Consider the following 13,502-nt stretch of genomic DNA (forward strand, 5'->3'; position numbering starts at 1 on the left):
CATCGAAGCCGCCAGCGATCAGGAGATCGCTGACGGGTTCGTCCCGAAAACAGACGACTGGCGCGGGGACCTCGACTGGGCCGATGTCGTTATCTTCGACGACATCTGGGTCGGCAGCGACATCGGCACCGGCGAAATCGCACAGGAACTCCGAGTCGAGGGTCACGCCATCGTTGGCGGGAACTGTTCACGGAGACGCTCGGTAGGCTGGAGGGCTGGCTCGCCGACGAGGGGCACGTCGGCAGCATCGACATCAACTGTATCGTCAACGACAGTGGTATCTATCCACTGGAGTTCACACCGCGGTTCGGATATCCCACAATCACGTTGCAAGAGGAGTCCTTCGAATCTGGAACGGGGCAGTTCTTCCTCGACCTGGCGAACGGGCGCGACCCGGACTTGGCGGTCCATCGTGGGTATCAGGTCGCGGTTCGGGTCGTCCTCCCGCCGTTCCCGTTCGACGACGAGCAAACCTACGACGAGAACTCCCGCAACGCCGCGGTCGTCTTCGAGTCCGACAGCCGCGATGGCATCCACATCGAGGACGCGAAGCGCGTGCCCGTTGCGGACGCGGAACGCGCGACCGGCGAAAGCAGCGAACCGGGAGCGGCAGCCGACGGCCAGTGGCGGGTGGCTGGCGAAAGCGGGATGCCGCTGGTCGTCACAGGCAAGGGCGAAACGATGCAAGCGGCGCGAGAGCAGGCCTACAAGCGCGTCGATGGCATCCTGATCCCGAACTGCTACTACCGCGACGACATCGGCGAACGGTGGATCGACGGCGACGGCGACAGATTGCAGGCATGGGGGTATCTCAGCCCGGCCGTGTAATGGCAGATCGCTGTATTGTCTGGCGTATCTCTTTTGGCACGCGCCGAACGGGGACCTTTATGTATGTAACACATACTCATGGGTGACGAATGGACGCACAAACTGAGCGGTCGCCGCTACACGTCTCGCACACCGACCACGACGACAGCTGGACGGTCGCTGTCGACCTTGGCTCGCTTCAGGTTAGCGACGACCACGTGACAGTCGACGTCATCGGAACGGAAGCCATCGTTGCCGTCGACGCCCCGCACCTCCAGACGGAGTTCGACATCGAGCTGCCGGCCGCCGGGGCAGTCCAGACACTCAGGAACGGCGTGCTCACGCTCTCGCAGCGAAGCTAGCGCTGTCGCGGACTCCTTTTTAACCATACCCGCTGTTGTGACAACCACACAACACGATGTAACTCCACAAGGGATTTGGGCGTGATGCTGGAAGCGTTCAGTGATGACCACCGATCCCGACCGGGACCCGAGCGCTCTGTCAACGATTTGGGGCTCGGTGCCGCCGCTTCGTGCGTGGATTCGAACGTTTCTCATCGGCCTCTGTATGGGCAGCGCGGACGGCGTCCCCGGTGTCTCCGGCGGAACAATCGCGCTTATCGCCGGGGTCTACGAGCGACTCATCGCCGCGATTACCGCCGTCACCCCGGGCCGTATAATTCGGTTCGTTCGCGCGCTCGTTCCCGTTGACGGCGGCGTCGATGTCCGTAGCGCGTTCTCCGAACTCCTCGAAATAGATATTTGGTTCCTGCTCGCGCTGGTCGGCGGTGTCGCAACCGCCGTCGTCATCGTGACTCGAATCGTCACTATCGCCAGCAAAGAGACGCCGGAACTCCTCTTTGGGTTCTTCTTCGGACTCATCGCCGCCTCGGCGCTGGTGTTACTGCGCAGTCTCACGGTCGACTCACCGGTCCAGATCGGGACTGGGGTCGTCGGCTTCCTGCTCGCGTTCTACGTCTCCGGTGTGTCGAACACCGCGGCCGACGGCGGTGGTCTCGTGTTCGTCTTCATCGCCGGCATGATCGGTGTTAGTGCAATGATTCTGCCCGGCATTTCGGGGTCACTGCTACTCATCATCCTCGGCCAGTACGACAGGATGTCGACGGCACTCACCGAATTCGTGGACGCGCTCATCGCGCTTGCCACCGGCGGGCCAGCCGAAGACGTGACCACGACCGCCGTGCCGGTCGTGACGTTCATCCTCGGCGGCCTTGTCGGCCTGTTCACCATCGCCCGCGTCGTCCGTCGTGCGCTTGATTACAACCGCCGGGCGACACTGGCTTTCCTCGTCGCCCTCGTCGTCGGCGCACTACGCGCCCCTGTCGTGGAAGTTCAGGAAAATGTAGGTTTTTCGACGGACGTACTCATCGCGTTCGTCGCCGCTGGTGCCGTCGGCGCGGTTTTCTTGCTCGTCCTCGACTGGTACGCCGTCGACCTCGACCTCGATAAGGTCTAATCCGGTTCAGAACCCCCAGGCGCGACGGTACTGCGGCGGCCCTTCGATTCCGTCGGTCGCGTCGAGTTCTTTCGCAGCAGTCATCGTGAAGTACGGGTCCCGGAGGTGTTCGCGGCCGACAATAGCCATGTCGGCCCGGTCGTTGGCGATGACGGCTTCGGCCTGTTCGGGCGTCGTGATGCCGCCGACAGCGCCGACGGCGATGTCCGATTCGGTTGCCTCGCGAATCCGCTCAGCATATCGAAGCTGGTAGTTCGGGCCGGCGTACTCCGGCCGGGACTGGGGGTGGATGCCGCCGCCGCTCACGTCGATGAAGTCCGCACCGATGTCGGCGAGTCGGTCCGAGAGGCGCACGGAGTCCTCGACGGTCAATGCGTCGCGGTCGGGGAGCCAGTCTGTCGCCGAGATCCGGACGAACACCGGCTTGTCGTCGGGCCAGAGGTCACGGACGGCGGCGGTTACCTTCCGTGTTAGCCGCGTGCGCCCCTCGAAGTCGCCGCCGTAGTCGTCTTCGCGGTGGTTCGTCACTGGCGAGAGGAACTGATGCAAGAGGTAGCCATGGGCGGCATGGACCTCCGCGACCTCGAAGCCGGCGTCGAGTGCGCGCTCGGCGGCGGCACAGAACGAATCGATAACGTCCTCGATGCCGTCCTGATCAAGCGCCGCTGTCGGCGGGGCCTCGTCGTCTTCGTACGGCCACGGGTTGTCGCTCGGTCCGACGACGTCCCAGCCGCCGTCGTCGGGCTGGAGCGGGTCGTGCCCATCCCACGGTCGTTCAATCGAGGCCTTCCGCCCGGCGTGGGCCAACTGGATGCCGGGCACGCTGCCCTGTTCGCTGATGAACTCCGTAATCGGGTCGAGCGCCGCCGCGTGCTCGTCGCTCCAGATGCCCAGATCCTCCGGAGAGATGCGTCCGCGAGCTTCGACGGCGGTCGCCTCTGTCATGACCAACCCCGCGCCGCCAACGGCACGAGAGCCCAGATGCGTGCGGTGCCAGTCGGTAGCAAGGCCGTCGCCGGCCTCGCAAGAGTACTGGCACATCGGAGAAACCATGACGCGATTCGGGACTGTCGTCTCGCGGAGTTCCAGCGGTGAGAACAGTGCAGTCATCGGCGGTGGTTTGCCGTCGAGACGGATAACCACAATGGCGGCTGCAAGAGTCGTCGTTACTGCCAGCGGCTCGCATCGAGTCGCCCCGCTGTTCCGCTTCGGCTACTCGGTCAGCGAGGCACCGGTGTTCCGGGGTGCGACGACGCGGACCGTTCCCTCAACGCCGGCCGCATCGAGCGCCAGTACGCCTGCTTCGCGGGCCTCAGACTCGTAGTCTGCCGTCGTCAGACCCCAGACGGTAGGACCCCACGAGCTCTGGCCGGCCCCGGAGATGACCGGTGCGCTCGATAGCGAGTCGACGAGTTCGCCAGCGGGCGGGCGGTAGACGCCACCCTGCTCGTCAGCGTACCACGCGCCGTTGAGTCGGCCCAGTCGTGCCGCGGCCTGCCCGAAGTCGCTATGGTCTCTCGTCGCAATCGCAGGGAGGACTCGGCGGGTCAGTAACGTCGAAATCTGGTCGGCGATGCCGGGGTCAGCGCGCTCGACGGCTTGCCGCATGCTCTGGTCCTCCGCGTCTCCGCTCTGACCCGGGTCGGTGTCCGGCACGACGACGACGAAGCGCCAGTGTGCGGGCACGTCGTGATGCGCCAGCACCGGCGGCACGTCCCAGTCACCCTCCGCCGGTGGTTCGGCTGTAAACCGCTCGGTTGGGTGGCCGCCGTCGACGATGAACCCGCCCGACTCGAACGCCGCCACCCCGACGCCGCTCCGGCCGCCCCGTCCCAGTTGTGGCGCGTATGTCCGTGCGTCGGCGGTCCGTTCGTAGGCCCGCACGATGGCGATGAGCGTCGCGAGCGAGAGCTGTGTGCCGCTGCCGAGCCCGACGTGTCGCGGGAAGCGCTCGTCGACAGAGACAGCAGCGCCGGGTACATCAAGCGCGTCGACCACGCGCCGGACGTACGGCTCGGTCGCCGGGTCGTCACACTGGACTCTGTCGGCCCGTGTCGCCTCGACGGTCAGCCGCGGCTCGTCAAGCGCAAGCCCGACGCCGCCGTAGAGGCGCTCGTGAGCGAGTGAGAGGTTCTGAAACCCGAAATGGAGTCGCGCAGCGGTCGTGACCGTCGGCATACCGCAGCGGAGGTTCCCGACAGAAAAGAACCTGCTGTCACCGGTGGGTTTCGCCGTGCTTCTGTGTGGGTCGTTAGCGCGAGTACAAGTTATTTAAGGTTGCCCATGGCCTCGGTGAAATATGAGCAATCAGGAGCGGCAAGAACGTCCGGAAAAAGACCCGGACCTGCGGAGTACCGAGGTGACGGAGGGATACGAGAAAGCTCCCCACCGCGCGATGTTCCGCGCGATGGGCTATGACGACGAGGACCTCTCCTCGCCGATGATCGGCGTCGCGAACCCCGCCGCCGACATCACGCCGTGTAACGTCCACTTAGACGACGTGGCTGACGCTGCCTACGAGGGTATCGACGACACGGAAGGGATGCCGATAGAGTTCGGAACGATCACCATCTCCGACGCCATCTCGATGGGAACCGAAGGGATGAAAGCGTCGCTTATCTCCCGTGAGATAATCGCCGACTCAGTCGAACTTGTCACCTTCGGCGAGCGCATGGACGGCATCGTCACTATCGGCGGCTGTGACAAGAACATGCCCGGCATGATGATGGCCGCCATCCGGACGGACCTGCCCAGCGTCTTCCTCTACGGCGGCTCCATCATGCCCGGCGAGCACGACGGCCGCGAGGTCACTATTCAGAACGTCTTCGAGGGCGTCGGCGCGGTCGCCGACGGCGAGATGACCGAGGGCGAACTCGACGAGATGGAACGCCACGCCTGCCCCGGTGCGGGCTCCTGTGGTGGGATGTTCACCGCGAACACGATGGCCTCTATCTCCGAAGCGCTCGGCTTTGCACCGCTGGGGTCGGCCTCCCCGCCAGCCGAACACGAGTCCCGCTACGAGGAGGCCCGTCGGGCCGGCGAACTCGCCGTCGAGGTGGTTCAGGAACGCCGCCGCCCCTCCGATTTCCTCACCCGCGAATCCTTCGAGAATGCTATCGCCCTGCAGGTCGCGGTCGGCGGATCGACCAACGCCGTCCTCCACCTGCTCGCGCTCGCGGCGGAGGCCGGCATCGACCTCGACATCGAGACGTTCAACGAGATAAGCGCCCGGACGCCCAAGATCGCTGACCTCCAGCCCGGCGGCGAGCGGGTCATGAACGACCTCCACGAAGTCGGTGGTGTCCCAGTCGTCCTGAAGGCGCTGAACGACGCCGGCCTGCTCCACGGTGACGCGCTCACGGTCACAGGCAACACAATCGCGGAGGAGCTCGAACAGATCAATCCGCCCACGGTCGCGGAGCTCGACGTGGACTATCTCTACACAGTCGAGGACCCCATCCACGAGCGCGGCGCTATCCGCATCCTCTCCGGGAACCTCGCGCCCGACGGCGCAGTTATCAAGATAACCGGCGAAGACCACCTCCACCACGAAGGGCCGGTCCGCGTATTCGAGCAGGAGGAAGGAGCTATGGAGTACGTGCAGGAAGGCCACGTCGAATCCGGCGACGTGATCTGTATCCGCAACGAGGGACCACAGGGCGGCCCCGGCATGCGCGAGATGCTGGGCGTGACCTCGGCCGTCGCCGGCCAGGGCCACGCCGAGGACGTGGCGCTGTTTACCGACGGCCGGTTCTCCGGCGCGACTCGCGGCTTTTCCATCGGCCACGTCGCTCCCGAGGCGTTCGTCGGCGGCCCCATCGCCGCCCTGGAGGACGGCGACACCATCACCATCGACATCGACAACCACGAACTGTCGGTCGATCTCAGCGAGGACGAGATGGCACAGCGCCTCGAAGATTACGACCCCGAACCGACCTACGACAGCGGCGTGCTGGCGAAGTACCACAGCGACTTCGGCTCCGCCGCCAACGGTGCAGTGACGAACCCCGGCGCGAAGTGGGACTGAGTCGAACCAGTCACAGCCTCGGCTCGCAGGGCCAGTCCTGACGGAATCGTGGACTCACGTCCGTGTGACCGTGATAAGCCCTTCTTTCAGCGCCGCTTCGAACCGCTCGTCAAGCGTCATCTGCTCCCAGCCGTCAGGCCGGTTCTCCGTAGCGATCTCAGCGAGCGACTCGACCAGCGACCTGTGGAGGAACCGTCCGTTCTCGCCACAGTCGTCGCAGGTCTTGATTATCGAGCGAACCTCGAAGTCCCGCTCGACGCCGGCCTGGCACCGTGCACACACGTACGTTTCGGACACACCCGTCCATACGCCGCCCGGATACTCGGATGTTGTGAATTATTTCAACTGAGTGTCATTCGCGGCTATGGGCCGTTCCCATCGACGGCACGCTCTATCGGCTATCACCGCACAGTTCCCTGCGCGGAAGATAGGCACCGTGCTGTGTCATTGCGTTATCGCGGCCACTTGGGCCATTCAGCGGGAGGATTCAGACGACGACTGTCCGCTGCGGACAGCAATGGCTAATATGAGTCGGACGGCCTTGTCCCGCTATTAGGTCCTATTTTATTTTTATCATGACTACTAAACCTATTTACAATCTCAGTACAAACTACGGGCGTGTCGATGTCCCCGCCGACCGTCCTCCTCATCGCCGCCGAGCCTGCTACCGGAAAGCGGTTACAGGCGGCACTCGAACAGGCCGCAATCGACGCCACGGTCGACACGACAGAGCCCGAATGCGTCGATACGACACTGCTACGTACTGCGGCTGACTGCCTCGTCGTTCCGGTGACGTGTGAGGGCATGGCAGGCGGACATCTGGCGGAGGCGGCCACCGGTCTCTACCCGGACCTCCCAGTAATCATGTACGGTAGTGAGGCGGACCATGGAGAACATATTCGGACGGTCGCCGACGACGACCTCGGGTCGCCGGAGCTGGCAGCCACAATCGGTGAGACACTCGAAAACAGTGAGACGATGGCTGCGCGGCCGGCGTCCCGGCCGGAGACGATTCTCGCAACGATGTTCGAGCGGAACTCCGAACACCTGTATGTAAAAGACACTGACAGGCACTATCTGTTGCTCAACGATGCCTCATACGCGCCCCCAGAACTACTCGGTCGGCGGGACGAAGACGGGCTCCCCGCCGGGGCGACGTATCTGGATGCGGCACGCGGTGACGACTTGCAGGTCATCAACGACGGGACCGATATCCTCGACATCCACGAGTTCTCGCCGTCGATGGGGAAACACCTTCGAACGTCGAAGGTACCCTGGTACGACGAAACCGATGAGCTGGCCGGTCTCATCGGTATTACGCAGGATGTCACCGACCAGAAAGAGCGCGAGCGGCTCCTCAGACAGCAGAACGAACGCCTCCGGAAAGTGGCGCTGCTGGCCGCACACGAACTCCGAAACGAACTTCAGGTGTCGACCGGCCACCTCTCGCAGATCGAAGCCGACGACGAGCACGTTAGCGCTGTGGAGCAGTCCATCGACCGACTCTCCAGTATTGTCGATAAGGTCGTCTCGCTGGCGTCGAGCGACTCGCCGGAGTTCGAACCCGAGAAGCAGTGGCTCTCGACGGTTGTCTGGGACGTATGGAGTTCGCTATCGCTCGAAGCCGCGTCGCTCGAAGTGACATCGGATAGGCGACTGCTGGCGGACCCGGAGTCGATGCGCCTGTTTCTCGAGATACTACTCTCGAACGCTGTCGAACACGGCGGGCCGGACGTTGCGATTCGCGTCGGGGCCACGTCCTCGGGGTTTTTCGTCGCAGATGATGGGCCCGGCGTCACCGTTTCGCCGCCGGAACGGGTGTTTGAAGCGGGCTACGCATCAGAGAAGCAAAACAGCGGGTTCGGCCTCTACATCGCCAACCGGATCGCAAAAGAGCACGGCTGGTCGCTGTCCGTCGATGACAGCGAGGACGGCGGCGCGCGGTTTACCGTGACCGACGTGGAGCGACCGGATTAAAGCTCGAATGTCTCGTCGCCGTCGAGGACGTGGACCTCGGCGTCACTGCCGGTGCCCGCGACCTCGTTGACGAAGTCTTGCGTATCGATTTCGATTGGCGGGAACGTGTCGTAGTGCATCGGGAACGCGTGGTCGACGTCCAGCCAGTCGACGGCGATGGCGGCCTGCATCGGTCCCATGGTGAAGTGGTCGCCGACCGGCACCGCCGCGGCGTCCGGTTCGAGGAACGGCCCGATGACGTCGCGCATCTCCGTCATGAGACCGGTATCGCCGGCGTGGTAGAACGTCGTCGACTCCTCGTCACTGACCTGTGTCGGCTTCGTGTCCGAGATGATGAACCCGCCCGGCATCCCGCCGCTCGTCCCGTAGCTGGTATCCATGCCGTTCGTGTGGTCGGCCCGGTGCATCGTGACAAAGGCGTCGTCGATTTCGACGGTGCCGCCGAGGTTCATCCCCATGCCGCCGACGGCGTCGAAATCGCCGAAGTTGTCCTCGCAGTACTCGACGATTTCGGGCGTGGCCACGAGCCCGCTGCCCTCGTAGCGGTCCACGTCGCCGATGTGGTCGGCGTGGCCGTGGGTCAACAACACGTAGTCCGGGTCCAGTTCCTCTGGGTCGGTGTCTGTGTGTGGGTTATCGAAAAACGGGTCGATGAGCAACTCGGTGTCGTCGACTGTCACGTGCCACGTCGAGTGGCCATGCCATGTGAGTTCCATACCGGATGCACGCTACTCGCGGCGTCTACTTAATATTACAGTGGACTGGCTCTGTAGTGTCCAATCGAGCGGCCGCTCCCCACCGATCATCGCTGGCAGCAATCAGCCATGACGGGTATCCGAAAAGTCTTTCAGAACATTTTCTGTCTGCTCGTTTAACTGCACAGGCTCGACCGGTAGCCGCGCTTCGATGGGAAACGCTCTGGGGACGGGAACCAAAACCGTTTTATGATTTTTAGGCTAGCCTAAATACATGGCGAGTAACTCAAATGACCAGTCAGGGCTGACACGACGGGAATATGTCGCCTGTGGCGGTACGGTCGTCGCTGGTGGACTGCTGTCTGGATGTACGGGAAGCAGCAGCCCAGACCCGTCGGAGTCGGGGACCGCCACGGGAACGGACACAACAACAGCAACGGAATCCGAACCGGCCGACGCGACGGCCACGGACAGGTCCTACCGCGTCACCGTCGAACCAGTGGGGGAGGTGACGTTCGAGACAGTTCCACAGACGTGGGTCGCAGAAAACGCCAGTTGGGCCGACATGGGCGTCGCACTCGGCCTGACCAAACCCAGTGCAGTTGTTCTCACCGGAGAGTACCGTACGTGGCATTACGAGGACGTGCCGGGACTTTCGCCGTCGAAAGGCGATATGACTTCACTGTGGCAGGACGGTATTTCGAAGGAGCGGCTACTCGAAATCGACGCTGGTGTTCACTTCATCGACCCCAACTACATGGTGAATCTCATCCCGAACTGGGACCGATCAGATGTCGAGGAGATGCACGAACGCGTCGGCCCGTTCTGTGGGAACACCAGTTTCTCGACGTACTCCTGGCACGAGGACTATCCGTACTACAGCCTGTACGAAGCGACCGAGAAGGTAGCAGCGGTGTTCCAGCGACAGGACCGGTTCCGGGCCCTCTCGAATCTCCACGAAGAGTTCCTCGGTCGATTGCAGGGACGGCTTCCCCCGGAAGACCAGCGGCCGGAAATCGCGCTCCTGTCACCGGGGTCGACTGAGCCGGAGACGTTCTATCCGTACCGGCTCGGGGACCGGACGGCGTACAAGCACTGGCGCGATCTGGGTGTGAGCGACGCACTCGCCGGGAGTGAGATCCAGAGCTTCACGTCCGACCGGGGGACGATCGACTACGAGCCGCTTCTTGAGATCGATCCGGAGGTGCTGATGCTGTACACGGATACCCATCGTACCGATGCGGCGTTCGAGGACACGTACCTCGCGTTTCTGCAGGACCACGACACGGCAAGCCGGCTCACTGCCGTGCAGAACGGCGCTGTGTATCCGGCTGGCGGGATGTATCAGGGCCCGATTCTCAACCTCTCAAAGACAGAACGCGCCGCAAAGCAGCTGTTCCCGGACGAGTTCGACGAGGAAGAGATGCTGTATGACCGCCAGCGAATCGCGGACATTCGCGCCGGTGATATCTAACCGTCGCCGCTCTCCGGCCGGACCCGCGAGAGCCGCATCGCGTTTCCGGTCACGGCCGTCGTCATGCCGGCATCACCCGCGAGCACGGCGACCCAGATAGGGACGAGACCGAACGGGACGGCAAGCGCGAGGCCGGCCTTGACCGCGAGGCTGGCCCAGATGTTCTGCCGGATGACGCTGTTGGCGTCGTTCGCCAGTTCGTACAGGTACGGGAGCTTCGAGAGGTCGTCGCTCATCAGCGCGATGTCGGCCGTTTCGAGGGCCGTGTCTGTGCCGGCGGCTCCCATTGCGACGCCGACGGTGGCGCTCGCCAGTGCCGGGGCGTCGTTGATACCGTCGCCGACCATGGCAACCCCGTCGTACTCGTCCACGAGGTCGTCGATGGCCGCCACCTTCTCGTCGGGCAGGAGTTCCGCCCGGTAGTCGTCGACACCCACTTCCCGAGCAATAGCCCCCGCAGTGCGTTCGTTGTCGCCGGTGAGCATCACTGTCCGCTCGACGCCCAAGTCACGGAGCCGGGAAACAGCGGCTTTCGCCTCCGGTCGCACCTCGTCGGCGACGGCGACGATGCCCTCGATCTCGTCTTCTGTCCCGACGATGACGACGGTCTTCCCCTCGGCCTGGAGTTCCGGCACCGTGTCCGCAAGCAGGTCCAGGCAGTTGTTACGCTCACAGATTTGCTGGGCCGTCTTGGTGACGACGCCGCCATCAGTGGTCGCATGGACGTGCGAGAGGTCGAATCCGAGGTCGTCGAACAGCCCCGGTTTGCCGGCGTAGTGGGGCGTCCCGTCGAGGTCCGCCCGAACGCCCTTACCGGTGATGCTCTCGAAGTCGTCGACTTCGGCGCTCTCGACGCCGGCAGTCCCCGCTCTGGCGACGATGGCCTCGCCGATGGGGTGTTCGCTACGCTGTTCGAGCCCGCGAGCACACCGCAGGACTTGCTCTTCGGTGTTCCCGTTCAGCGGAACCACGTCGGTGACGGTGAGTTCGCCTTTCGTCAGCGTGCCCGTCTTGTCGAAGGCCACCACGTCAACCGCGCCCATCGCTTCGAGATGGTTGCCGCCCTTGATGAGGACGCCGTTCTTCGCCGCGCTGGTGATACCCGAGACGACCGAGACGGGTGTCGAAATGACGAACGCGCAGGGGCAGGCGAGGACGAGGAGGGTCAGCCCGTACACGACGGCAGTCGACCACGCCACGCCGAACACGGCAGGACTCGTCAGCGTTACCAGAACGGCAAAGGCGACGACGACCGGCGTGTAGTACGACGAGAAACGCTCGACGAACTGCTCGCGCTCGGTCTTGTTCGACTGGGCATCCTCGACCATCTGGACGATACGCGAGAGCGTGTTGTCGCTGGCTGCCGCCGTGACCTGCACTTCCAGATACCCCTCCTCGTTGATTGTCCCGGCGTACACCTCGTCACCGTCGGTCTTGTCGACCGGAACGCTCTCGCCGGTGATCGGTGCCTGGTTGACGGCGCTGGTCCCGTCGATGACCGCACCGTCCATCGGAATCTTCTCGCCGGGCCTGATGACGACGGTGTCACCGACCTGCACCTCGTCGACGGGGACCGTCGTCTCCTCGCCGTCCCGCAGCACCGTCGCCTCGTCGGGCGAGAGGTCCATCAGCTCCGCCAGCGAGTTCCGCGCGCGGTCCATCGAGTACCGTTCCAGCAGCTCCGCGACGCTGAACAGGAACGCAAGTGTCGCGGCCTCGAAGTATAGCGCCTCGCCGAAGGCCAGGCTGGCGGTGAGCGCGCCCAGAATGGCGATAGACATCAGCAGGTCGATGTCCAGATTCTTGCTTTTCAGGGAGTAGTAGCCGCCACGCAGGATTTCCTGCCCACCGGTGGCCACAGCGATGAGGAACAGGACGTCGGCGATGTGCAGCGGCGACCCGAGAACGGTTCCAACCTGCGCGTTCGCACCGCGCACCAAGAACTCGAAGAGGAGGCCGAAGGCCACGAAAAGGCCGCTGACCCACGTCTTCAGCGCCCGCGAACTGGTCCAGAGCGAGCCATTCTCGTCCGTCTGGCCGGTCGCCGTCTCGTCTTCACCCATCGTCTCCGTGACCTCGTACCCGGCGCTCTCGATAGCCGTCACGAGGTCCGCCGCCGTCGTCGCGTTCCGGTCATACGTGACAACGACCGTCCCAGTAGTCGGGCGTGTTTCGGCGCTTCTGATGCCGTTGGCTCGGCCGAGCGCGGTTTCGACCTTCCCGGCACAGGAGGCACAGTCCATCTCGTGGACGCTGAGCCGCAGCGTCTCGCCGCCGTCATCTGTAACGGTGTAGCCCGCCGCTTCGACGCGGTCCCTGATTGCAGCTAACTCCGTCTCGGCTTCGTCGTACTCGACGGTGAGCCGACCCGTCGCTACCTGCGGGTCGATAGCTTCGACGCCCGCCAGTTCGCGGACGCTCGACTCCACTTTTCCCGCACAGGAGGGACAGTCCATCTCCGGAACGGACAGCTGTGCGACCTGCCTCGTCCGCTCTCCGGCCGACGCTGTCGGAGAACCGTCGTTACTCGCACCGGCACACGCACCACCGTCCGAACAGCTGTCGGACTCCGTCATTACCGGTGCTAGGCTACCCTATCTTATTAATTCAGCTGCTAAAGTTCCCCCTCAGAGTGGGATTTGCTAATAAATAGTACCGTGTCAATTATTAACCCAGCCAATATCGCCGTGTCGCCGGCATTGCTAGCCGCCACCCTCAATCGAACGGTGTCGTCCGCGTCGGTTTCCCCTGTGCGTACCGGATCCAGCGCCGTATATGTCGACCGACTGCCCAGAACAGTACGACAGTCATCGCCAGTAGCGCCGACAGGAAGACGATTCCCAGCCGTATCGGTTCCTCAGTCGGGAGGCCGATGAGCAACACGATTGTCCCGACGAGTGCCATCTCGACACCACAGCGCAGTCCGGGCAAGACGAACCCCGGTGTCGGCGTGTTCGTTCCCGATGAATCCTCTGCCATGCGCCCCCGTATGCTATCGGGACGATTGTAGTTTGTGCCCGCTCTCCGGGTCGAACTGAAAGCCACA

General features: G+C 63.7%; 11 protein-coding genes and 1 pseudogene. 6 read left to right on the forward strand and 6 right to left on the reverse strand.

Translation table 11 applies throughout. The features are described from left to right. Positions 1–180: 180 nt before the first annotated feature. From C437_RS21190 to C437_RS08750, 3 genes and pseudogenes are all read left to right on the forward strand, one after another. A pseudogene (locus C437_RS21190) lies at positions 181–828 on the forward strand (phosphoribosylamine--glycine ligase); the annotation flags it as partial. Positions 829–917: 89 nt separating this feature from the next. Next, positions 918–1,169 (forward strand): DUF7127 family protein, encoded by a 252-nt coding sequence (locus tag C437_RS08745; RefSeq protein ID WP_004516577.1) that lies wholly within the window; start codon positions 918–920, stop codon positions 1,167–1,169. A 103-nt stretch (positions 1,170–1,272) separates the two neighbouring features. Further along, the gene (locus C437_RS08750) at positions 1,273–2,283 is read left to right on the forward strand and encodes a DUF368 domain-containing protein (protein WP_004516578.1); all 1,011 of its coding nucleotides are present in this window, start codon (positions 1,273–1,275) and stop codon (positions 2,281–2,283) included. 6 nt (positions 2,284–2,289) lie between these two features. On the opposite strand, the gene C437_RS08755 is transcribed toward C437_RS08750, so the two are convergent. Next, the gene (locus C437_RS08755) at positions 2,290–3,393 is read right to left on the reverse strand and encodes an NADH:flavin oxidoreductase/NADH oxidase (protein WP_004516579.1); all 1,104 of its coding nucleotides are present in this window, start codon (positions 3,391–3,393) and stop codon (positions 2,290–2,292) included. Positions 3,394–3,495: 102 nt separating this feature from the next. After that, positions 3,496–4,461 (reverse strand): beta-ribofuranosylaminobenzene 5'-phosphate synthase family protein, encoded by a 966-nt coding sequence (locus tag C437_RS08760; RefSeq protein WP_004516580.1) that lies wholly within the window; start codon positions 4,459–4,461, stop codon positions 3,496–3,498. A 121-nt stretch (positions 4,462–4,582) separates the two neighbouring features. On the opposite strand from C437_RS08760, the gene ilvD reads away from it, so the two are divergent. After that, complete coding sequence (gene ilvD / locus C437_RS08765) at positions 4,583–6,310, forward strand: dihydroxy-acid dehydratase (RefSeq protein WP_004516581.1); 1,728 nt, start codon at positions 4,583–4,585, stop codon at positions 6,308–6,310. Between the two features lie 54 nt (positions 6,311–6,364). Here the strand turns inward: ilvD and C437_RS08770 are convergent, their stop codons facing one another. Then, a complete protein-coding gene (locus C437_RS08770) occupies positions 6,365–6,607 on the reverse strand; it encodes a hypothetical protein (protein ID WP_004516582.1) in 243 nt (80 codons plus the stop codon). Positions 6,608–6,934: 327 nt separating this feature from the next. Here C437_RS08770 and C437_RS08775 point away from each other — a divergent pair, with 327 nt between their 5' ends. Beyond that, positions 6,935–8,287, forward strand: coding sequence for an ATP-binding protein (locus C437_RS08775; RefSeq protein ID WP_004516583.1), 1,353 nt, complete (start codon positions 6,935–6,937; stop codon positions 8,285–8,287). Here C437_RS08775 and C437_RS08780 read toward each other — a convergent pair. Beyond that, positions 8,284–9,003 carry a metal-dependent hydrolase gene (locus tag C437_RS08780; protein ID WP_004516584.1) on the reverse strand — a complete coding sequence of 240 codons (720 nt, stop codon included), beginning with the start codon at positions 9,001–9,003 and terminating at the stop codon, positions 8,284–8,286. The genes C437_RS08775 and C437_RS08780 overlap by 4 nt on opposite strands. A 253-nt stretch (positions 9,004–9,256) precedes the next feature. Between C437_RS08780 and C437_RS08785 the strand changes: the two genes are divergently transcribed. Further along, the gene (locus C437_RS08785; RefSeq protein ID WP_004516585.1) at positions 9,257–10,456 is read left to right on the forward strand and encodes an ABC transporter substrate-binding protein; all 1,200 of its coding nucleotides are present in this window, start codon (positions 9,257–9,259) and stop codon (positions 10,454–10,456) included. Here the strand turns inward: C437_RS08785 and C437_RS08790 are convergent. Both C437_RS08790 and C437_RS08795 read right to left on the reverse strand, forming a co-directional pair. Next, positions 10,453–13,032 carry a heavy metal translocating P-type ATPase gene (locus tag C437_RS08790; RefSeq protein WP_004516586.1) on the reverse strand — a complete coding sequence of 860 codons (2,580 nt, stop codon included), beginning with the start codon at positions 13,030–13,032 and terminating at the stop codon, positions 10,453–10,455. The genes C437_RS08785 and C437_RS08790 overlap by 4 nt on opposite strands. A 139-nt stretch (positions 13,033–13,171) precedes the next feature. Beyond that, positions 13,172–13,435, reverse strand: coding sequence for a hypothetical protein (locus C437_RS08795; RefSeq protein WP_004516587.1), 264 nt, complete (start codon positions 13,433–13,435; stop codon positions 13,172–13,174). Between the last annotated feature and the right edge of the window lie 67 nt (positions 13,436–13,502).

Source organism: Haloarcula vallismortis ATCC 29715 (assembly GCF_000337775.1).
Classification (GTDB): Archaea; Halobacteriota; Halobacteria; order Halobacteriales; family Haloarculaceae; genus Haloarcula; species Haloarcula vallismortis.

Excerpts from the sequence above, each read along its gene's own strand:
- C437_RS08745 (WP_004516577.1), top strand. The coding sequence starts at position 918 with ATGGACGCACAAACTGAGCGGTCGCCGCTACACGTCTCGCACACCGAC.
- C437_RS08750 (WP_004516578.1), top strand. The coding sequence starts at position 1,273 with ATGACCACCGATCCCGACCGGGACCCGAGCGCTCTGTCAACGATTTGG.
- C437_RS08755 (WP_004516579.1), bottom strand. The coding sequence starts at position 3,393 with ATGACTGCACTGTTCTCACCGCTGGAACTCCGCGAGACGACAGTCCCG.
- C437_RS08760 (WP_004516580.1), bottom strand. The coding sequence starts at position 4,461 with ATGCCGACGGTCACGACCGCTGCGCGACTCCATTTCGGGTTTCAGAAC.
- ilvD (WP_004516581.1), top strand. The coding sequence starts at position 4,583 with ATGAGCAATCAGGAGCGGCAAGAACGTCCGGAAAAAGACCCGGACCTG.
- C437_RS08775 (WP_004516583.1), top strand. The coding sequence starts at position 6,935 with ATGTCCCCGCCGACCGTCCTCCTCATCGCCGCCGAGCCTGCTACCGGA.
- C437_RS08780 (WP_004516584.1), bottom strand. The coding sequence starts at position 9,003 with ATGGAACTCACATGGCATGGCCACTCGACGTGGCACGTGACAGTCGAC.
- C437_RS08785 (WP_004516585.1), top strand. The coding sequence starts at position 9,257 with ATGGCGAGTAACTCAAATGACCAGTCAGGGCTGACACGACGGGAATAT.
- C437_RS08790 (WP_004516586.1), bottom strand. The coding sequence starts at position 13,032 with ATGACGGAGTCCGACAGCTGTTCGGACGGTGGTGCGTGTGCCGGTGCG.
- C437_RS08795 (WP_004516587.1), bottom strand. The coding sequence starts at position 13,435 with ATGGCAGAGGATTCATCGGGAACGAACACGCCGACACCGGGGTTCGTC.